General features: G+C 42.6%; 18 protein-coding genes. 6 read left to right on the forward strand and 12 right to left on the reverse strand.

The window, feature by feature from the left end; translation table 11 throughout:
- Positions 1 to 6: 6 nt before the first annotated feature.
- Both AK825_RS07230 and AK825_RS07235 read right to left on the reverse strand, forming a co-directional pair.
- Entirely contained in the window at positions 7 to 570 is a 564-nt protein-coding gene (locus tag AK825_RS07230) for a hypoxanthine-guanine phosphoribosyltransferase (RefSeq protein ID WP_068035828.1), read from the reverse strand.
- Between the two features lie 111 nt (positions 571 to 681).
- On the reverse strand, positions 682 to 1350 hold the full coding sequence (locus tag AK825_RS07235; RefSeq protein WP_068035830.1) for a hypothetical protein: 669 nt from the start codon (positions 1348 to 1350) through the stop codon (positions 682 to 684).
- Between the two features lie 503 nt (positions 1351 to 1853).
- Here AK825_RS07235 and AK825_RS07240 point away from each other — a divergent pair.
- From AK825_RS07240 to AK825_RS07250, 3 genes are all read left to right on the forward strand, one after another.
- Positions 1854 to 3533, forward strand: coding sequence for a carbon starvation protein A (locus tag AK825_RS07240; RefSeq protein ID WP_068035832.1), 1680 nt, complete (start codon positions 1854 to 1856; stop codon positions 3531 to 3533).
- A gap of 153 nt (positions 3534 to 3686) precedes the next feature.
- The gene (locus AK825_RS07245) at positions 3687 to 3962 is read left to right on the forward strand and encodes a cory-CC-star protein (RefSeq protein ID WP_068035834.1); all 276 of its coding nucleotides are present in this window, start codon (positions 3687 to 3689) and stop codon (positions 3960 to 3962) included.
- Positions 3963 to 4045: 83 nt separating this feature from the next.
- Positions 4046 to 5074 (forward strand): ArsA family ATPase, encoded by a 1029-nt coding sequence (locus AK825_RS07250; RefSeq protein ID WP_068035835.1) that lies wholly within the window; start codon positions 4046 to 4048, stop codon positions 5072 to 5074.
- A gap of 117 nt (positions 5075 to 5191) precedes the next feature.
- Here the strand turns inward: AK825_RS07250 and AK825_RS07255 are convergent, their stop codons facing one another.
- The 4 genes from AK825_RS07255 to AK825_RS07270 all read right to left on the reverse strand — a co-directional run bounded on the left by AK825_RS07255 (position 5192) and on the right by AK825_RS07270 (position 9833).
- Entirely contained in the window at positions 5192 to 6859 is a 1668-nt protein-coding gene (locus AK825_RS07255) for a DUF3482 domain-containing protein (RefSeq protein ID WP_068035837.1), read from the reverse strand.
- A 21-nt stretch (positions 6860 to 6880) separates the two neighbouring features.
- Positions 6881 to 7078 carry a hypothetical protein gene (locus AK825_RS07260; RefSeq protein ID WP_068035839.1) on the reverse strand — a complete coding sequence of 66 codons (198 nt, stop codon included), beginning with the start codon at positions 7076 to 7078 and terminating at the stop codon, positions 6881 to 6883.
- Positions 7079 to 7224: 146 nt separating this feature from the next.
- The gene (locus AK825_RS07265) at positions 7225 to 8208 is read right to left on the reverse strand and encodes a sterol desaturase family protein (RefSeq protein WP_082787198.1); all 984 of its coding nucleotides are present in this window, start codon (positions 8206 to 8208) and stop codon (positions 7225 to 7227) included.
- 224 nt (positions 8209 to 8432) lie between these two features.
- The gene (locus AK825_RS07270) at positions 8433 to 9833 is read right to left on the reverse strand and encodes a DUF2868 domain-containing protein (RefSeq protein WP_068035841.1); all 1401 of its coding nucleotides are present in this window, start codon (positions 9831 to 9833) and stop codon (positions 8433 to 8435) included.
- Between the two features lie 301 nt (positions 9834 to 10134).
- Here AK825_RS07270 and AK825_RS07275 point away from each other — a divergent pair, with 301 nt between their 5' ends.
- On the forward strand, positions 10135 to 10890 hold the full coding sequence (locus AK825_RS07275) for an SDR family oxidoreductase (protein ID WP_068035843.1): 756 nt from the start codon (positions 10135 to 10137) through the stop codon (positions 10888 to 10890).
- Between the two features lie 117 nt (positions 10891 to 11007).
- Here AK825_RS07275 and AK825_RS07280 read toward each other — a convergent pair whose 3' ends face one another.
- From AK825_RS07280 to prpF, 5 genes are all read right to left on the reverse strand, one after another.
- Positions 11008 to 12507 carry a bifunctional 2-methylcitrate dehydratase/aconitate hydratase gene (locus AK825_RS07280; protein ID WP_068035846.1) on the reverse strand — a complete coding sequence of 500 codons (1500 nt, stop codon included), beginning with the start codon at positions 12505 to 12507 and terminating at the stop codon, positions 11008 to 11010.
- Positions 12508 to 12717: 210 nt separating this feature from the next.
- Complete coding sequence (locus AK825_RS07285) at positions 12718 to 13317, reverse strand: GNAT family N-acetyltransferase (protein WP_068035848.1); 600 nt, start codon at positions 13315 to 13317, stop codon at positions 12718 to 12720.
- Positions 13318 to 13329: 12 nt separating this feature from the next.
- Positions 13330 to 13722, reverse strand: a complete 393-nt coding sequence (locus AK825_RS07290) for a hypothetical protein (protein WP_068035849.1) — start codon at positions 13720 to 13722, stop codon at positions 13330 to 13332.
- A 154-nt stretch (positions 13723 to 13876) separates the two neighbouring features.
- The gene (locus AK825_RS07295; RefSeq protein WP_068035852.1) at positions 13877 to 15724 is read right to left on the reverse strand and encodes an ABC transporter ATP-binding protein; all 1848 of its coding nucleotides are present in this window, start codon (positions 15722 to 15724) and stop codon (positions 13877 to 13879) included.
- Between the two features lie 132 nt (positions 15725 to 15856).
- On the reverse strand, positions 15857 to 17104 hold the full coding sequence (prpF, locus tag AK825_RS07300) for a 2-methylaconitate cis-trans isomerase PrpF (protein ID WP_068035854.1): 1248 nt from the start codon (positions 17102 to 17104) through the stop codon (positions 15857 to 15859).
- Positions 17105 to 17204: 100 nt separating this feature from the next.
- On the opposite strand from prpF, the gene AK825_RS07305 reads away from it, so the two are divergent.
- Both AK825_RS07305 and AK825_RS07310 read left to right on the forward strand, forming a co-directional pair.
- Entirely contained in the window at positions 17205 to 17426 is a 222-nt protein-coding gene (locus AK825_RS07305) for a hypothetical protein (RefSeq protein ID WP_068035855.1), read from the forward strand.
- 17 nt (positions 17427 to 17443) lie between these two features.
- Positions 17444 to 17734, forward strand: a complete 291-nt coding sequence (locus tag AK825_RS07310; RefSeq protein ID WP_068035857.1) for a type II toxin-antitoxin system RelE/ParE family toxin — start codon at positions 17444 to 17446, stop codon at positions 17732 to 17734.
- Between the two features lie 110 nt (positions 17735 to 17844).
- On the opposite strand, the gene acnD is transcribed toward AK825_RS07310, so the two are convergent.
- Positions 17845 to 20478 carry a Fe/S-dependent 2-methylisocitrate dehydratase AcnD gene (acnD, locus tag AK825_RS07315; RefSeq protein ID WP_068039156.1) on the reverse strand — a complete coding sequence of 878 codons (2634 nt, stop codon included), beginning with the start codon at positions 20476 to 20478 and terminating at the stop codon, positions 17845 to 17847.
- Positions 20479 to 20503: the final 25 nt, after the last annotated feature.

Here is a 20503-nt window from a genome sequence, read left to right on the forward strand (position 1 = left end):
GAATGACTAAATTTTGTCTTCTTTAATAGCATAGATGCCAGGCAGATGGCGCAAGTAACCATGAAAGTCCATACCACAGCCATAAACATAACGGTCTGCGACATTAATACCAACAAAATCAACGTCAAAGTCTGCAACCTTGCGATCATGTTCTTTATTGAGTAATACACAAGATTCAATAGTTAGCGGTTTTTCTTTACCTAACTCTTCTACGATAGCTTTTAAGGTAATACCTTCGTCAAAAATATCATCAATCAGTAATACGTGCTCGCCTTCAAGGCTAACATCAGGTTTGAATTTCCAATCAAGCTCATTGGTGCCTTCATTATCACGATAGCGTGAAGCATGAATATAATGCATACGATGATAGAAGGTTAAATGAGTCAGCAGCTGACCGGCTGGAATGAGTCCGCCATTCATAACAACCATAACGATTGGATTAAGACCAGCATAATGTAGGTTAAGTTGAGCGGCAAGGCGCTCATAGGCCGCGGCTACTTCGATACTACTAATGAGGCATTCTGAGTTGCGCAGGGTTTTTTCAATTTCTTGATTACTGATTTGGGTCATGAGTTGCGCCTTCGAGGAAAAGTGCTGCTTATTTTAGCAAGTTTTAGTGAATTTGCCCAACGGGATATTACTTTAAAGCAAAAATATTGGTTTATTTTTATAGTTATCTGATCAGTCAGCCATCTTTATAAGAAAAGGACGGTAAAAACGAGCCAAACGATTTAATCCAGCATCAGGTAACTGCGGCAATAGTTTGTTTAGGGCCATACCCATACCCTTATCGATACCTACTTTGGCAACTGGAATAGATTTGCGTTTGATCATACCAAGCTTGAGCGTTTCAGTGAATTTACTAATGAAATGATTAAGTGCTTCTTCATTCATAGTTTCAAGCGCAATTTTAAATTGACTCTTATCAACATTGTCAGGCGTAACCGCATCAAAACCTTCGATAATAGTAGCAGCAGAAGCTTTAGGTAGTTCAAACCCAACACGGCGAACGCCTTCATTATCAATGAACATAGTCTCGTTCTTCAAAAAATTAAAGCTTGGCATGATGTCTTCGTTTTTATCTTTACCAAGTAGTACGTTGAGTAGAGTCTCTGTCGCGCGCTCAATCGTATTTACAATCTTTCGCATGGATGCTTGGCGATCCGGATTTGGAATTACATCTATCAAGCTCACCAATAGATTCTCATTTAGCTCGCGGGCGATTTGCTGAGTGAGGTCATTGCGATAAGGATAGTAATCCACTTGTTCACCTGAAGTGATAATACGTTCAGCCTCATCAATCATATCATTCAATTTATCTGATGGTACAAATCCAAAATAGTATGTCATTTTATTCCTTATAGATACTTAATAGGATAGATAACTAATAAGTGTTTAATAAATACTTATTATCATATCCGGCGTCAGTATAGCCAAATTATCTGCGTGAAAACATCTTAAACCAATAAAATAATAGGTCGACGTCTGCATCCATTGACTATGTGCATAATTGGTGAAAATAGGGTATGGGTGTGAAAATATCAACAATGTATTTTAACAATTATTGATACCTATACAGTATTAGGGCTACGTTTACACTACTCAATAATGGACATTAGACGTTACATTTTATGTCGGATGGATTAAACTTAATGCGTTATATCCATATTTTAACATTCAATATTTCTTTATGTTTTACGTCAAAGCCGTCTTTATTTAATACAGTCTTAACGAAAAACATAATAATTACTTCCTGCCAGCATTAACTAGCTCACTAAGGCAACAATGGAATGAAAAAAGGACAAGAGGAGGTGTAAATTTCACCATCCTCGCCTTATCTAAGGAGAGATAAGATGAATAGCGCTATTGTATTATTATTTGGGATTGCCGCAATGCTTTGCGGATATTTGTTTTATTCAAAATTTATCGCGACCAAGATCTTGGCGTTAGATAATAGTCGTCCCACGCCAGCCCATACGATGAAAGATGGGATAGATTATGTACCTACCAATAAATATGTATTATGGGGACATCATTTCACCTCTGTAGCAGGTGCTGCGCCAATTATCGGTCCTGCCATCGCAGTCATTTGGGGCTGGGTGCCAGCTGTGCTTTGGGTGGTATTCGGAACGATCTTTATGGCTGGTGTTCATGATATGTCCGCTATATGGGCGAGTATGCGTAATCGTGGTCAGTCTATCGGCTCTATCGCTGGTACGGTCATGGGCACACGCGTACGTAGTCTGATGATGGTTGTTATATTTTTATTATTACTAATGGTCAACGCTGTATTTGGTGTCGCTATTGCTAATATGCTTATCAAAACGCCATCAGCGGTATTACCAGTATGGGGAGCATTAATTGTTGCCTTCATCATTGGTCAATGTATTTATCGCTATCAAATGAGCTTGGGTTGGGTGTCAGTAATTGGGGTTGTTGCTCTTTACGGTCTGATTTATCTTGGCCCTATGTTCCCAGTCGTATTACCTGAGACTATTTTTGGACTACCTGATAATGCTGTCTGGATTATTATTCTATTTACCTATGCTGCAATTGCTTCGCTACTACCAGTATGGATGCTATTGCAACCACGTGACTATATCAATGGCTTGCAGCTATTCGTCGGTTTGATTCTATTGTACGCGGCCATCTTTATCTCAACGCCTAACATTGTCGCGCCAGCAATCAATACTGACTTACCGATAGGCACACCGTCAATAATGCCATTATTATTTGTGACTATTGCTTGTGGTGCTATTTCAGGATTCCATGGCTTGGTCGCGACAGGTACAACTTCTAAGCAAATTGACAAAGAAGAAGATGTACGTTTTGTTGGTTACTTTGGTGCACTTGGCGAAGGGATGTTGGCATTAGGCGCCATTCTTGCTGCTACTGCAGGTTTTGCGACCCTTGGTGATTGGCAAGCAGTTTATCAAAAATTCGGTGACGGCTCGGTTGGAGCATTCATTGATGGCGGCGCGGCGATACTCAATGCTGGTGTCGGTATCGATATGGTATTGTCACAGACGATGCTTACGGTAATGGCAGCACTATTTGCCGGGACAACAATGGATACTGGTGTTCGTCTGCAACGTTACATTTTCCAAGAGTTTGGTGAGTTCTATAACCTTCCAATTTTAAGTAAAAGCGTGGTCGCTACCTTGCTAGCAGTTGGATCCTGTCTATTATTGGCATTTGGTGCGGGCGGTATTGGCGGTGAAGGCGGCATGATTATTTGGCCACTATTTGGTACTACTAACCAGTTGATGGCGGCATTAACACTGATGATCGTAACCGTTATCTTATTACGTAAAGGCAAACCGGTTTGGTATACCTTAGCGCCTTTATCGTTCTTATTAGTTATGACGGTTTTTGCATTGTTAATCCAGCTTAAAACTTTCTATACCGATGGCAATTGGTTGCTCATTATTATGGATATCGTCATCATGATTGCAACGATTTTGGTTACTTTTGAGAGCTTTTCGGTACTGCGCCGTGAATGGTCGCAGCATAAAGGTAAAAATGAGACTTAATTAAATTTGAAATATTTGAGCAGAACAAAACGCTAGCAATTGCTGGCGTTTTTATATTGTGGGATATTATATTGTAGGGTGTGGTTAGCTCAGCGTAATCCACCACTTAATGATATTATCTAATAGGTGAGTTCTTAAAATTAAGGCAAAACTATGGACGATATAAAAAATGACAATCCTTTATGGCAAAGATTCCTAGCAGGGCTTAATGAGTTCTACCATGCTCCATATCGGCAAACAATGGCACGCGCTGCACGCGATGAAGAAGATTTATTTATGCTAATGATGTTCGCGGAGAGCCTCGGCATTGATAACCCAGCCAGCTTTTATACACTTGAGCTACAACCGTTGTTTTTAGAAAATTTCCATGAATGGCATACACGAATGGGTATGGAGAAATGCCCCTTTGATCATGTCGGCTGTTGCTAGTTGGGTGACTAATTAGATGGTTAGAAATAACTATAAATAATAACTATAAGAAAAAACATACAAACAGAAAATGGGAAAGGATTATGGCCTTACAACCTTTAAATGCATTGGTCACCCAGCTAGCTGCTCAACCGATTATATTTGTTGGTGGTAAAGGCGGTGTTGGTAAAACAACGACAGCCGCCGCACTTGCCAGCCATTATGCTACTCAGCAAAAAAAGACACTCATTATCTCCACTGATCCAGCGCATAGTTTGGGTGATGTATTAAATGTAGCGCTCAGTAATGAGAAGACAGCAATTACCCCTTACCTTGATGCGCTTGAGCTCAATCCGGATATTATCGTTGATAACCATTTTGCACAGGTCGAACGTACCATTAAGGGTTATGCCAATCCTGACATGATGCCCAAGATTCGTGAGCATCTGCGTCTGTCAAAATCTGCACCAGGAGCACAAGAGGCGGCCATGCTCGAGTCAATGTGTCAGCATTTGGTGGCGGCAGCGGATGTTGACGCGGATAAAAGGTACGAGCATATAATCTTTGATACCGCTCCAACTGGGCATACCTTACGTTTATTAGTATTGCCAGAGATGATGGGAGCGTGGACGGATGGATTATTAGCCCAGCAGCGGCGGCAGTCTAAGTTACGCTCGGCAGCAACGAGCTTGGATTTAGATAACAACAATTATAAAGACAATGATAAAAACGACGTCTCGAATCCATTTGCCAAACAAAAACCGGATCGATGGGAACAGGCAGTATCTGTACTAGAGAAACGCAAGCAGCTGTTTCGTGAGGCAGGGTTGTTACTCCATGACCGCAAGCAAACGGCCATTGTATTGGTAATGACTGCTGATGTATTGCCATTGGCTGAAACTAAGCGCGCCATCCAGCAGTTAGAGGAAACCAAACTCACGCCAGCGGCAATCGTGGTCAATCAGCTGATAACGCCTACGCAAACCGATGAGTTTTGGCGAAAACGTGCAGACAGACAACAAGGATTGATGAAAGAGATAGAAAGTAATTTTACAAACTATCCGATATATCCCATTTATTTACAGCAGACAGACGTACGCGGTAGTGAAGCTTTGAGTGAGTTATTGAGTTAAATTTGACTCTCAACTTAGTATGGACTTTCGTAGGGTGCATTCCACCATGCACCCTCATAATTTGATAGGTGATTAGAAAGCACCCTACGCTCTAGAGAGAGTCATCAATTAAAACCGTTAACCACGGTCAAGATTATGCGCCTGCAATTTACTTGAAAGTGACCATGCCGCATCAATACGCAAACTTTCCGCCTGCTCAGACTTACCACTACTGAGTGATGACCATTGCGGTTTGCCACGGGCTTTTTTTAGCTCGCTTGGCAGTTTATGAGTAGGCCAAGGGGTAATCGGGTTTCTTTCATCATCAGCAAGTTCATTATCGTTAGCAGTCGTCATTTGCCCTTTTACATACAGGAGCTGCGTCGCATCAGTTGCAGCGTGACCACGATGACGCACGGCAACCAGTAAGTCCATAGCACGGGTAGCAAGGAGGGTGAGGGTAGCGGGATCGATATACAAACGCTTCACACCGGATAATTTGTCCGCGATACTACCCGTATTAGATAACAGGCCGCCTGCAATACCACCTATCGCGGCACCCAATCCTAAAGTCGTACCTAACGCTGCCGCATCAATACCCAATCCCAATAACGCGCCAGCCGCCGCACCAGAAGTCGTACGAATACCATAACTTTTGAGCAATTCAGGATCAAATGGATCTTGTTGATAGGCTTGCAACTCAAGCGGAGTCGCTGCCACAGCATTATCATAAAACTTATAAAGATTTAACAATTTATGCTGCATGCTACGCTCGCTTTGGCGAACGGCTTCTTGCATCTGCTGTAACACCGGCATCGGATCATCATCTTCATTAATCTCTTGAACGAAGGCGGCGACATTTAATAAAAAATCCGCAATGATGATATTGGCCTCATCGTACAGACGTGCCCAGTTTTCAGTCCGGCGCTCCATCAATTTCTCAAGCATTTCAGCATGAGTAAGCATAGTGGCTAAATTCTGCCAAAGTCGCATTTCATCGGCAAATTCAAAAGCCACAGAGTCAAAACGGGTGGATATATGCAAATTACGACGTGCCAGCATAGTTTGCCATTCATCAATATTGGCATCTTGGCTATCAGTAAAGTTAAATACGGGCATAACTGGAATGGCAGCCCACGACAAAATGGTTAATTCGTCTTTATACTTACCGAGCACAGGCTCACGCGCATCGACCACATAAATGGCCATATCACTCGCCAGCAGTTGGCGAATAACTTTCGCTTCTTGGCTATAGTCTTCGTTACTACTTAGGGCATCACCGCCTTGTGCAATGTCTGTTGCCAAAAATTGCTGTAAGCGTTCAATACCATCACGGCGACTGGCAGTATTATCCTCGAGCCAATCCATCAGACCAGACGCATCTTCCAATCCCGGCGTATCGTACAAGGTGACCAGCACTTCGCCCGTTTGGTTATCCGTTAGTTGAGCGCGCTCCACATGGCGGGTAGTCGCCGCCTCATTTTTGACCTCACCAAAATAGACATCACGTAGCAAGGTGCGCAGTATGGAGGTCTTACCTGTATTGGTATGACCAACGACTGCCAATTTTAATGGCTCGTCACTGGCGATTGTAGTTTTACTGGTTGTTTTTGCAGCGTCTGTTGGTGACGTTGATAAAATCGATGAATCGATTAGACTACTATCCGTAGTCAGTTGATCAGTATTACTCACACTCTGTTCTTTACTGATATCAATAGGTTTGCTAGACGAATTAGACGCATCATAAGCCTTATCCGCAAAAAGGCTCTTCGGCTGACTGTCAGAATTATTATTGTTATTATTCATGATAGGGTCTTATATTAAATGTTATTGGTCGATTGCGGCTTTCAGTTGTCGGATAACGGCACTTAGTAACATCTCATCAATCTCAGTTAGCTCGTTCAGTCCGTAATCATAAGTTTTTAAGATCATTGCTTTTTGATCTCGAGTAAGATGCAGTGTAATATCACCATCTTTTATTATTCCTCGATAGTCTTCTAGCGTTACTTTTTTATCATTTTTCATGTCCAACCTCCTCTTGACTGTCGATCAGGCAAATACTGTATAAAAAATCACTCTTTTTCATACAGATACATCCTCATCTATAAGCCATTGTAACCAAACGCCATTATATGGTCTATATAAGCGATGTTATTGCTAATCAGTCAGTTTTAAGCGGCACTAGGTGGACGAAACAACACTTTCAACTTGTTCTTTAATCCTCTAGCACGGAAGAAGCGTTGCCACATACGATAAAAGACGCCAAATATTAGGCTAATAATATTATCGTGACTGGCTTCACCTACTGCGCCATATTTCACTGGGTTATTAACCGTATCTTCTTCTACGTAAGTGCCAAACCAACGATCAAAAAGTATAATAACGCCACCATAGTTTTGGTCGATATAGTCGCCATTGGTACCATGATGCGCACGGTGGTTGGAGGGAGTATCAAAAATATATTCAACCCACCTAGGGAATTTACCGACCGTTTCAGTATGAATAAAGAATTGATAAATCAGATCAAGCGCGTAGAAGAAGAAAACCCACACCGGATGGACGCCAAGTAGCATCAGCGGGACAAAGAATAACCACCAGCCTGTGATTGAGTACAATAAACTTTGGCGCATAGCCGTTGATAAGTTCATTTGATCGTCGGAGTGATGTACCACATGCGCTGACCAAAACCAGTTGACACAATGTGAGCTACGATGGAACCAGTAATAGCAGAACTCGACCGCGACAAATATAGGAATGGCCGTTAGCCATGTGACTTCAATCGTAAACAAGCGATATTGATATAACCACAAGCAAATAGGCAGCACGACAAGTGCTTGAATAATCAGCTCAAAGCCTAAATAAGAGCCACCTAAGCTAAAGTTGGTCATGGCACGACGCCAACCAAAGGCAGAACCACGCCCACGCTTAGATTGATAAAACCATTCCGCTAAAAACAGTAAGGAAAACGGTCCACCTGCCAGCGGCAATAGCCACTCTTGCCAATGTGCAGGTAAGATACTCGCCAGCATGGGCTGCCAAGACTCAGGTGCGATGGCTAAGATACTCTGATTGAGTGTCTCTTTGTAAGCATCTAAGGTCTGCCCGTACTTGCCTAAACTTATTAGACCGTTACTACTATTATCTGTCATTGCCATAACATCCTACCGCATATCTACCATTGTGGTCATCCTTGACTCTTTAATATAAGCTTGACGCCTTACAAAATCAGCATAGCTTATGAACGCATGCGTCATCTGCAGTCGGTCTTATATAAAAATGATATAGGATAGGGCTGCTGGTATGGATTTTTTGCAGCATCTGTCTACGCAGGCACAGTAAGCAAAGAAAATTTATATCAATAGCACCTCATAATGAACCACTATGAATGATTCTCTACCAAGCCAATATTACGTGCGGATAATGCCGTTTGCCATTGTTGATAACGGATAGCCTGAGGAGATTTTAGATCAGTAGCCACTACAGATGTTGAGATATTATTGATATCGGCGCTATCCGTTCTGTCATTATTTAACAATTGAACGATAAGGCCGTGTTTTGCATGAGTAGCAATGCGGTCAAGCTTGCGCAGGGTGCCGCGATCAGGCAATGCTTGGCTATGAATACCTAGCAATACTTGTACTGGATTTTTATCTAAATAAGTTGTTAGGCGATCCATATCATCACGATCGTCAACGATACCGAAATTTTCAACCTCACTATCACTATTAGTATCGTTAAGACCTACTTGCCACCAATGATCCTGCTCTGATGGATACTCAAGTAGTGCAACCAGCTTTTTGCCAGCACTAACGCTCGCCTTTGGTGCTACCGGTGCTGGCGCTTCATTGAAGTCATCGGCATCTACTACTTGACGCTGCCAAAAGTTAATAATCTTTTGATAATAGGGGAGTTTGATATCCAAGCGCATTTTTTTGCGGCGAAACATTAGCGCACAAAATGCCCAAGCGATCGCACGCGGGACGATACCATACATAATTAGGCTACCAATTAACAAGCCTGCCCATTGCCGCGCGACAGATAATGGCATAGCATCTGTTACGAGTCGGCTCTGCACAATAGCAGCATTGTCCGGCACATCAAAACCAACCATACTTGGTAGCCAGCCAAGCACTTGGGTCAAGCTAATCAGCGCCTGATCTGATAATAACGTCGACTCCCAGCTAAAACTATACTGACGTACAATCAATAGAAAAATGATCGCAAACATCATTCCTGTCAACGTTGCCAGCCACAATTGATGACTAAACCGACCTAGATACCAGCGCATCCCGCTATGCTGCAATTGACGCTCGTACAATTCCACTGCCGCCTTGGTGACATCGTCCTTACCGCGTATCAGATAACTAGGACTAACAAAGTTTGCAAACCAACTGGGAGACTGGCGACCTTGATTAATCAGCGTCATCACTAGCCAGCCACCGAGCATAAGTGTATGAAAACCCAGCAGACAAACCAACACATAGAAGAAATTAACAACATTGGTCTGCAATAAAGTAAACAAGCCCAAAAATCCTGACACGCACCACACGACACTCATGACTATCATGATGCCTTTGATACGGCCGTCAATTTTCCCTAACACCCGTGCAAGATTGCCATTGCTGTCGATACGCGAAGCTCGACGATGTAGCTTTTGAATCGGCTTACCGTCTTCTACCTGTAGTTTTTCAGTCACCAATAAAGGATCAGTTGTGAAGACATGCTGCTGAGTCTCAAGCGTACGTACCAGCTCAGTTAATTGGTCTTGGGGTGATAGCATGGTGGGGAGATATCCGTGTCAGTAAAACAAACATTAGGTCATTTAAATGAATAGTTATTCAAGCGTATTGTAGCGTATTTGGCAAGATTATTATTTAGCATTAAGCAGACTTAATCTATACGTATTTGATCACAAATAGATAATATCTGTGCCTTGGAACATATCGACCTTTGCCTGTGCTTAGCTATTAATAAATTGTCTCTAATTATCTGCCATACAGTATGCTATGTTAAAGATAACAATAGCGTTCATACTGAATTAAGTTAAAGAAGAATAATGAAATTGAAAAGGAAGATGCCATATGGACAATAAAACCTATCTTATCATCGGCGGGACTGGGGGCATTGGTCAAGCGATGGTCAGACAGCTGGTACAAGCGACTGCTAATGAAAAAAGCAGCATTAAAGTCTTTGCCACTTACCATAGAAGCGTTCCCGACTTTGAAGCGGATAATCTACATTGGTTACAAATGGATGTCAGCGATGAGAACAGTATCAAACAAGCTGCCGACGATATTAAGCAGCAGAGCACGCATCTTGATTGGGTGATTAACTGTGTGGGGCTGCTACATACTGAAAAATCACAGCCTGAGAAAGCACTTCGGCAAGTTGAAACGGAATTTTTCTTACAAAATATGCAAATCAATGCGTTAGCAGGATTACTGATAGCCAAGCATATCAGGCCGCTACTTGCTAAAGCAGAACGCAGTGCTGATAAACCTGCAATATTCGCGACCATATCAGCGCGTGTGGGCAGCATTAGTGACAATCAGCTGGGCGGCTGGTATAGCTATAGAATGAGTAAGGCTGCGCTAAATATGGGTATGAAAAACCTAAGCATAGAATGGGGACGCTCATTAAAAGACGTGTGTATAGTGGTCATGCAGCCGGGAACGGTCAACACGCAACTGTCTGCACCATTTCAGGGTAATGTCGCTGATGGTCAACTATTCTCGCCAGCCTATAGTGCAGAATGTCTATTGGAGGTGCTGTCAAACATGACTGCTGCCCAATCTGGTAGTTTTGTCGACTGGGCAGGGGAGTCAATCCCGTGGTAAAGTAGAACTTGAAAAAGTAAATTATTAAAATAAAAAAAGGGTGTGTCATGATTCAATCAATGACACACCCTTTTGGGTTATAGAAGTCTAATCCATAAAAACTCAATTAATCATCGTCTAATTAATGACAAATAAGTCCATAAATTCATTAACGGGCATCTGCTCTAATTGAGCTTGGTCATCGCACAGCTCAATGATTTCGTCACAACGACTTTCGATAAAGCGGGTAGCCAGACTGGATCGAAACTTCGCTTCTAACACAGGGATGCCTTCTTCACGGCGGCGTTTATGACCAATAGGATATTCAACAGCGACTTTGTCGGTACTGCTGCCATCTTTAAAGAAGATTTGAATCGCATTGGCAATAGAGCGCTTGCTTGGGTCATGATAGTCTGCTGAGTAGCGCTCGTCCTCTTCTACCACCATTTTGCTACGTAGCTCATCAATTGATAGATGTTGCTCATGATAGTCGTCTTCATAGTTTTCTGCCATGAGATCGCCAGTTAGTAAAGGCACAGCGACCATATATTGCAGACAGTGGTCACGATCTGCAGGATTGGCAAGCGCGCCTTCTTTTGAGATAATTCGAATCGCCGAGTCATGGGTGGTGAGTACGATTTTCTCAATATCATCGATTCTATCTTCGATGCGTGGATGCAGAATGACTGCTGCTTCACAGGCAGTTTGTGCATGGAATTCAGCAGGGAAACTTATCTTAAATAAAATATTTTCCATCACATAAGTGCCAAAGTCACGCTGAAAGGTAAAGCGACGCTCATCTTCAGGTTTGAGTGCTAAGTCTTTATTGGTATGGCTAAATAGCACATCATAAAACCCCCATTGCGGGGCAGTTAACGCGCCAGGTATTCCCATCTCGCCACGACGAGTAATGTCTACCAAGCGCACAGCACGGCTAGTTGCGTCACCTGCCGCCCACGACTTACGGCTACCAGCATTGGGTGCATGGCGATAGGTGCGTAGCGCTTGACCATCAACAAGTGCTTGTGAAATAGCCGCCATGATACGCTCGCGTGGCAGGTCATATAATTTGGCGACGACAGCTGTTGATGCTAATTTGACTAGGAACACATGATCCAGACCAACGCGGTTAAATGAGTTCTCAAGTGCTATTACACCCTGAATTTCATGCGCCATAATCATAGATTCAAGCACATCTCTCATGGTAAGTGCTGCGCGACCTTGGCTGACGTGTTGCTGACTGATATAGTCTGCTACTGCTAAAATACCGCCTAAGTTGTCTGAGGGATGTCCCCATTCGGCAGCAAGCCACGTATCATTATAATCAAGCCAGCGCACCATACAGCCAATATCAAAAGCGGCTTTGATGGGGTCTAATCGATGGGAAGTACCGGGGACGCGCGCGCCATTAGGCGTAATCTGATCAGCGCAATCGGGTCCTAGGTGTTTGGTACATTCAGGGAAGCGCAGTGCAAGTAAACCACAACCAAGCGTATCCATCAGACAGTAGCGTGCGGTATTCCACGCATCAGCGCTATTTGGGGAGTCATCATCAATAGAGTAGTTGAGAACATAATCGGCGATTTTTTGAATCTCGTCGTCATATTCTGGACGGACATTGCTTTCTACATTAGACATAGTCGTTACCTCTTCCTTAAGTTAGCTACTTTTTTGACCATTGACCGTTTACCACGACCACCGTTTTCACGATCATAGTCATGACTCAAAAGTAGCATACTCAATAGGTAACAACAGTGACATAGTGTAAAAGAACTTTGTAGTTTGAGCCCTTGTAATCTAAGGTTTTATTGTGAGGTTAATAACATACGACTTATCATATAAATATATTTAAGTCATCAAATAGATTAAGCCTGCAATGAACATAAGGCTCAATATCAACAGTAAAAAACTCAAAAGTTTGGTCGCAAAACCTGACCCTTCTGAGCCACCTAGCTTCAGGTTCTTTGCTTTAGACTTTTTAATAATCGGCAAAACCATATCAACATGTTCGAGACCGTCTGTAAGATAAAACTCACTTGCACGCACGAACCCTAAAGATTCATAGAAGTTGAGTAAATAGGTCTGTGCTGAGATTGCAATGGGTTTTTTACCGTATTTTTTACGGCAGTGCTTAATGGCATGCGTCATGATTTGGCGCGCCAAGCCCTCACCTCTATACTTCGGTAATACTAATACTCTGCCGATTCTAGGCATTGGCAGAGTATTAGTAGCTGAGGTACTAGATTCAGGTGCAATAATGCGACAGTAACCAACCAGTGCTTCATCTTTATGCGCGACAAGATGTAGGCAGTCAAAATCCACCTCATCCATATCTTGATAAGCGCAGTTTTGCTCGACGACGAATATCTGCGAGCGCGCTTTTAGAATATGATAAAGATCAACTGAAGTTAGCTCGTCAAAGGTTTTTATAGAAAATTGACAGGTCATAGTTAATGGTTCTTAATGATTTAGACGCTTTTGATTTACTTTTACAGTGGTGGCATAAGGACTAATACCTTTATCCATAATTTTAATGGCTTCTTCATCGATATCATTATCAAAGTTATTAAAAGCATTGTGATGTCCTAACATAAAGCTTTGACAGTTGCTTATCCACTTATTTACTAAGGTTGTTTGTGATGACATAATTTGCGAATTTATGTTACTAATAGAGTCTACAAAAGCTTTTTGTTTTTCTTCAACCATAGTGAATATCTCTTTCTGTTGCAATTTAGCATTCATAGGAGAGGTAGCAAGCAGCCAAATTCTAGAGGCCATAATTTGTGGAATAGCGACACACATCGTCATAGTCTTTTGTTGAAGCTTTAATGCATTTGCTGAGTTAGTTAACATTTTGATCCCAATTAAAAAGTAAGGGTAAAGGTAGTAAATGAGCCAGTATCTTAGATATGGTAGTCATCAACGCTAGGTAACTAATCAAATATTTCGTTTAAAATTTATATATTTAAGAGAGATATAACTAAAAATAATCCACTATTATATATACTTAACCCTTTAGTGTTTGACTAATTTTGTCCAAGTTCAAGCTATCAGACATGGCACTAAATATCTCAAAGTACTTACCACGTTTCTCATACAGCTCTTCATGTGTGCCCGTCTCAACCACTTGACCATTTTCTATGACCACTAGATCATCGGCATCGATAATTTGGGCAATATTGTGCGAGACCATAATCACTGTGCGATCTCTTTTAATCAGATCTAAGCTCTTTTTAACTTGTTGACTGGCAATTGCATCCAGACTGGCCGTTGGTTCGTCTAAAAATACAATTGGCGGATCTTTTAGAAACATCCTTGCCAAAGCGATACGCTGCTGCTGACCACCGGATAGGGATTTTGCCGTACTCTCATAACCGTGAGCCAGCTTTATAACTTGCTCATGAATAGAGGCTTTTTTAGCAGCGACAATAATATCCTCATCGGTCGCGTCCATATTGCCATAACGGATATTTTCACTGATAGTGCCTGAAAAAATATGATTGCTTTGTAACACCAAACCGATGCGCTGGCGTAATTCATGGGTATCACAATCGGCTAAATTATGACCATCCAAGTATATCGTGCCAGCATCTGGCTCATAAAATTTCACCAATAAATTAATAATGGTGCTTTTACCTGCACCGCTTAAACCAACTAGCGCAGTAATACGATTTGGTTTAATGGTGAAGCTGACATCTTTTAGCGCCTGCGTGCCATTAGGATAAGTAAAATCGACATTTTTGAGCTCGATATGACCTTTTAAATTTTTACTGCTCATCCCATTGACATTTTCGACTTGCTCATCATCTTCTAAGATTTCGAAAAATCCTTCGGCATAAGTCAGCGCATTGTTAATTTGGTCATAAATGCGATGTAACTGGCGAATAGGGGCAGCGACGTTTTGAAATAGCATCACATGGAATAAAATCATACCGATGGTCATCTGACCATTCAAGACAAAGTAAGCAGTAAGCAGGATGATAACCACCACCCCAATCTGTTCAATAAAGGTCTTAACCGCATCATAAATAAAACCAATGCTACGAATTCTAAGCTGATTGTCGGTCATCTCTTTTTGAATCTTTAAGTGCTTCTCAGCCTCAATAGATTCACGCACAAAAGATTTGACCACGCTGATCGAATTAATTAATGAAATAACAAGGCCGCTCTTAGCTTCTCTAAAGCCGCGCATCTGCCTGCGAAAGCCTTGTAAGCGCCGCGCTTGCTTTTGACTGATAAAAAAGTAAATGGGTATGATAATAAGACCGACCAAACCAATCCAAAAGTTGGTCGAAAACATGATAATGAGTGAGACAATAGCGCTGGCAAACAAGGGCAGCATATCGATGAAGAAATTTTGCACTAAGCTTGTGAGACTGCTTACCCCATAATCAATACGGGTTTGTAGCTTACCACTATCATTTTCACTACTGGTATAAAACGCCATACGATAGGTTAGGATGCGCTCAATGATGCGCTGGGATAAATCGCGTGATAGATTGATACGAATCTTTTCACCAAAGAAGCGTTGGCCAAAAGAGATAAATATTGACAGTATCTCTTTTGTCAGTAAAACGACGCTGATGATACCTAACATGCGCAGACCAGCCTCCCAAGGCTCGGCAAGGGTGGCGATTTCGGTCAAGGTATCGACAGTGTAGCGCAGTACAAACGCATTGACCTGTGCGGTAAAAGAGCCAAGCACCGTCAACACCAACGTAGCAATGATTAATATTCGATAAGGCTTAGCAAATACCGCCAGCTTTTTAAGAATATCCCATAGCAAAGCTCTCCGTTCTTTTTTTTCGACCGGAGGCTTTTTATCTAATTGTACGCGGCGTGGAGGAGTACTCATAATATGAAGATGCTATCTAATTTCAGTTAAATCCCTACGGTTAAGGGTTTCGTTTATTCGTATTGGTTTTTATATACCTTATAAATCGATAGCTATTATAAAGACTTTAATCAGCATCCCAAAATCTGTTAACTAAAAACTATCACTTGGTACAAAAACTTCACCAACCATAATACGACGAGCAGAGCGGCTCATTGAGACTTTTTTGGCTTGCCAGCGTCCATCGACTTGTTCAGTTTTTCCGCCAACTAACAATGTGCCAGAAGGATGCCCAAAACGCACTTCACCTAATTGTTTTTCAGATTGGCCAGCGCTCGCTGCTTGATTAACGAGTGTACCTTGCGTGGTCGCTGCGGCGGCAATAGCAACTGCTGCTGTGCCCATCATCGCATGATGTAGTTGCCCCATACTCATTGCTCTTACCACTAAATCAATATCTGCTGCGTTAACTTCTTTACCACTGGACGCGGTATAACTTTGTGCAGCGCCAACCCAAGCAATTTTAGGAATATGCTGACTTGCCTGTGCCTCAGAAACATCTTTAAATAAGCCCATCGCAACCCCGCCCTTGGCACGGATTTTCTCAAGTTTAGCTAAGGTTTCGCTATCGCTATTGATATCGCCCTGCAGCTCAGTACCAGTAAAGCCCAAATCTTTTGCTTTCATAAATATGGTTGGGATACCGGCGCTAATAAAAGTGGCTTTAACGCTATCAGTTTCTAAACCACAACCAGACACATCAAAGTCGTCGACTAGATTGCCAGTAGGGAACATATCACTAGAAGAGTCGACTGGGTCGATAAATTCAATTTTGACTTCGGCGGCTGGGAAGGTCACACCATCTAATTCAAAATTGCCCGTTTCTTGGACTTGTACCTTACCTTGCTCATCCATGTATACAGGCACATGGGCGATAATGGTTTTACCAATATTCTCTTGCCAAATGCGGACTTCGCAGATGCCAGTACCATTTTCGGCACTTTCCGCTACTTTATTCGCATCAACCAAGCCCATATTAATCGCACAAGCACCAACTGCGGCAGTTAAATTACCGCAGTTACCTGCCCAATCAATCATAGGTTTGGCAATATTAACTTGTCCAAAGAGATAATTAACATCATGGTCTGCTTGCTTAGCCTTAGACAAAATCACCGTCTTTGACGTGCTAGAGCTACCATTACCTAAACCGTCGATTTGCTTACCATAGGGATCAGGGCTACCGATCACACGCAATAGGAAATTATCTCGCGACGCGCCAGCAACTTGGCAGCGCTCAGGTAAGTCGGATAGTTTAAAGAAGGTGCCTTTTGAAGTGCCGCCGCGCATATAGGTAGCAGGGACGGAGTGTTGTGGGGCGAATTTTGTTTTTGATTGGGTCATTGTTTATTCCTTATATCGGCTTATTAGAGTGAGGGTCGTTAATATACTATTTTTGTGGTAAAATACCACAAAGGTTAATATTTTGAATATGGAGAAAATTATGTCTACCGCAAGCATACGTCTTAATAAAGTGTTAGTTGATAAAGCCTATGCGATCTCAAAAGCACAACATCGTACCCCGCCAAAGCAAATAGAACATTGGGCAACCATAGGACAAATTATGGAAGATAATCCTGACCTATCCTATGAATTTGTTCGTCAGCTGTTGATTGCACAAGCAGAAGTCGATGCTGGTATGGTTGAACCTTACGAATTTGGATAGTTTATTTTGGACAAATAATGACTCAGTCTTTAAGTGTTATTCAATCACATAGTTTTAAAAAAGCAGTTAAGAAATTACATAAAAATCAGAAAGCCGACCTAGATGATGCTGTACGTGCCATCATCGATAATCCTAATTTGGGCGTGCAGAAGGTGGGTGACTTATCGTCCGTACGTGTCTATAAGTTTAAAATGCTAAAACAGTTAACATTATTGGCCTATCAGATTGACGATGGTCAGCTTGTTCTCACTTTATTAATGATTGGCACACATGAGAATTTTTATCGTGATGTTAAATTAGTGCTCTGATCATTATATAGTGCCAGTGTCATTATTTTCATACCCAAATATTAAAAAACCGATGCCATATAGACAGTCTATACAACATCGGTTCTTTAATTACTTAAAAGTCATAATGTTTACGCAATATCTAACGTGCCATCGATAAACTCTTTGGCAAAGCGCTGTAACATACCGCCTGCGTTATACATTTTGACTTCATCAGCCGTATCCAAACGGCAAATGATAGGGGTTTCAGTTTTGCTGCCGTCGGCACGATTAATAACCAATGTCATTAAACCGCCAGCAGACACTTCGCCAGTCACATCAAAGGTCTCTGAACCATCGATTTTTAGCGTATGGCGAGTCGTACCTTCTTCGAACTGTAAAGGTAGCGCGCCCATACCCACTAAGTTTTGACGATGGATACGTTCAAAGTCTTCAGCGACTACGGCTTCCACGCCAGCCAAACGGACACCTTTAGCAGCCCAGTCGCGGCTTGAGCCTTGACCGTAACCATCACCAGCGATGATGATAAGTGGCTGTTCACGATTCATGTAAGTCTCAATCGCTTCCCACATACGCATAACTTGACCTTGTGGTTCAACTCTGGCGTATGAGCCTTGGATAATTTCGCCATCATCGTCACGTACCATTTCATTCAGTAGTTTAGGGTTGGCAAAAGTAGCACGTTGGGCAGTCAAATGGTCACCGCGATGCGTTGCATAAGAGTTGTAGTCTTCTGCAGGTAAACCCATCGTATCAAGGTACTCACCAGCAGCTGAGTCACCCAAAATCGCATTAGACGGTGACATATGGTCGGTGGTAATGTTATCACCCAATACAGCAAGTGGGCGCAAACCAGTTAAGGCGTTTTTCTTGGCCATTTTGCCTTCCCAATACGGCGGACGACGGATATAAGTAGTCATCTCACGCCAGTTATATAATGGGCTTAACGCTTTACCGGTGTCTTTTTTGGCTTCATCAAACATCGGGATATACACAGCGTTGAATTGCTCAGGCTTTACAGCTTTGGCAACGATGGCATCGACTTCTTCGTCATCAAACCAGATGTCTTTTAGATAAACGTCGTTACCGTTTTGATCCTTACCTAACGAATCCTTTTCGATATCAAAGCGAATGTTACCCGCGATGGCATAAGCGATAACCAGTGGTGGAGACGCTAAGAAGGCTTGTTTGGCGTATGGGTGGATACGACCGTCAAAGTTACGGTTACCAGATAGTACTGCTGTACTGAATAGGTCGCGGTCGATGATTTCTTTTTCGATCTCAGGGTCAAGCGCGCCACTCATGCCATTACAAGTTGTACAAGCAAAACCAACCACATCAAAGCCTATTTTTTGCAGATCAGGCATAAGTCCAGCTTCTTCTAGGTACATTTTTACCGTTTTAGAGCCTGGAGCTAATGATGATTTTACCCAAGGTTTGCGTAGTAGGCCTTTAGCATTAGCATTACGGGCGACAAGGCCAGCAGCAACCATATTGCGAGGGTTAGAGGTATTGGTACAGCTGGTAATGGCCGCGATAATTACTGCGCCATCTGGCATCAAGCCATCTTCTGGTTCAGGAAGCTTGTCACCTTCACCGTGGGCAATACCTTTAGCAACCAAATCCGTGGTTGAAACGCGAGCATGCGGACGTGAAGGGCCTGCCATATTACGTACGACTGCTGATAAGTCAAATTCAAGCACACGGTCGTAAACGGCATTTTCCATACCATCTGCCCATAGACCTGTCTGCTTAGCGTACTGCTCAACCAATTTAATTTGAGCTTCACTACGACCCGTTAGGCGTAAATAGTCGATGGTTTGTTCATCGATATAGAACATCGCAGCAGTCGCGCCATATTCAGGCGTCATATTGGAGATAGATGCACGGTCACCAACACTTAATTGACGAGCACCTTCACCGAAGAATTCAATATAAGTAGAGACCACGCCTGCATCACGCAAGAACTCGGTCATTGCCAATACCAAATCGGTACCGGTAATGCCTTTTTGCAGTTTGCCCGTTAACTTGACACCAACATAATCAGGTAGGCGCATATAAGATGGGTTACCTAGCATCACGCTTTCGGCTTCAAGGCCACCAACACCGATTGAGATAACACCTAACGCATCAACCATTGGTGTATGACTATCGGTACCGACTAAAGTATCGGCAAAGGCAACTTCTTCACCCGCTTTATTGTGTACGACTTGGACGACTGGCGACATTTTTTCTAGGTTAATTTGGTGCATGATGCCGTTACCAGGTGGTACGACGTTCACGTTATCAAAGGCATACTGGCACCAGTTGATAAAGTGGAAACGGTCATCGTTACGGCGCTCTTCGATAGCGCGGTTCTTCTCAAAAGCGTTTTCTTCAAAGCCTGCATGCTCGACCGCAAGCGAATGATCAACAATCAATTGTGTTGGTACGATAGGGTTCACTTTGGATGGGTCACCGCCTTGCTCAGCGATAGCATCACGTAGACCTGCCAAATCAACAAAAGCGGTCTGACCTAAAATATCATGACAAACGACGCGAGCAGGGTACCATGGAAAATCTAGGTCTTGCTTACCTTCGATATGCTGCTTAAGTGCATCGGTTAACTCTTCTGGCGGGCAACGGCGAACCAAGTTTTCACACAGCACTTTTGAGCAGAATGGTAGCTTGTCATACGCACCAGCTTCAATGCTCTCAATCGCTTCACGGGTGTCAAAGTAATACAAGTCAGTGCCGGGTAATGGCTTTTTAAATTGTTCATTCATCGGTTGTACTAAAGCGTTGTCCATA

It is taken from the genome of Psychrobacter sp. P11G5 (assembly GCF_001593305.1).
Lineage (GTDB): Bacteria > Pseudomonadota > Gammaproteobacteria > Pseudomonadales > Moraxellaceae > Psychrobacter.

Coding starts and splice junctions, on each gene's coding strand:
- AK825_RS07230 (WP_068035828.1), bottom strand. CDS start 570: ATGACCCAAATCAGTAATCAAGAAATTGAAAAAACCCTGCGCAACTCA.
- AK825_RS07235 (WP_068035830.1), bottom strand. CDS start 1,350: ATGACATACTATTTTGGATTTGTACCATCAGATAAATTGAATGATATG.
- AK825_RS07240 (WP_068035832.1), top strand. CDS start 1,854: ATGAATAGCGCTATTGTATTATTATTTGGGATTGCCGCAATGCTTTGC.
- AK825_RS07245 (WP_068035834.1), top strand. CDS start 3,687: ATGGACGATATAAAAAATGACAATCCTTTATGGCAAAGATTCCTAGCA.
- AK825_RS07250 (WP_068035835.1), top strand. CDS start 4,046: ATGGCCTTACAACCTTTAAATGCATTGGTCACCCAGCTAGCTGCTCAA.
- AK825_RS07255 (WP_068035837.1), bottom strand. CDS start 6,859: ATGAATAATAACAATAATAATTCTGACAGTCAGCCGAAGAGCCTTTTT.
- AK825_RS07260 (WP_068035839.1), bottom strand. CDS start 7,078: ATGAAAAATGATAAAAAAGTAACGCTAGAAGACTATCGAGGAATAATA.
- AK825_RS07265 (WP_082787198.1), bottom strand. CDS start 8,208: ATGGCAATGACAGATAATAGTAGTAACGGTCTAATAAGTTTAGGCAAG.
- AK825_RS07270 (WP_068035841.1), bottom strand. CDS start 9,833: ATGCTATCACCCCAAGACCAATTAACTGAGCTGGTACGTACGCTTGAG.
- AK825_RS07275 (WP_068035843.1), top strand. CDS start 10,135: ATGGACAATAAAACCTATCTTATCATCGGCGGGACTGGGGGCATTGGT.
- AK825_RS07280 (WP_068035846.1), bottom strand. CDS start 12,507: ATGTCTAATGTAGAAAGCAATGTCCGTCCAGAATATGACGACGAGATT.
- AK825_RS07285 (WP_068035848.1), bottom strand. CDS start 13,317: ATGACCTGTCAATTTTCTATAAAAACCTTTGACGAGCTAACTTCAGTT.
- AK825_RS07290 (WP_068035849.1), bottom strand. CDS start 13,722: ATGTTAACTAACTCAGCAAATGCATTAAAGCTTCAACAAAAGACTATG.
- AK825_RS07295 (WP_068035852.1), bottom strand. CDS start 15,724: ATGAGTACTCCTCCACGCCGCGTACAATTAGATAAAAAGCCTCCGGTC.
- prpF (WP_068035854.1), bottom strand. CDS start 17,104: ATGACCCAATCAAAAACAAAATTCGCCCCACAACACTCCGTCCCTGCT.
- AK825_RS07305 (WP_068035855.1), top strand. CDS start 17,205: ATGTCTACCGCAAGCATACGTCTTAATAAAGTGTTAGTTGATAAAGCC.
- AK825_RS07310 (WP_068035857.1), top strand. CDS start 17,444: ATGACTCAGTCTTTAAGTGTTATTCAATCACATAGTTTTAAAAAAGCA.
- acnD (WP_068039156.1), bottom strand. CDS start 20,478: ATGAATGAACAATTTAAAAAGCCATTACCCGGCACTGACTTGTATTAC.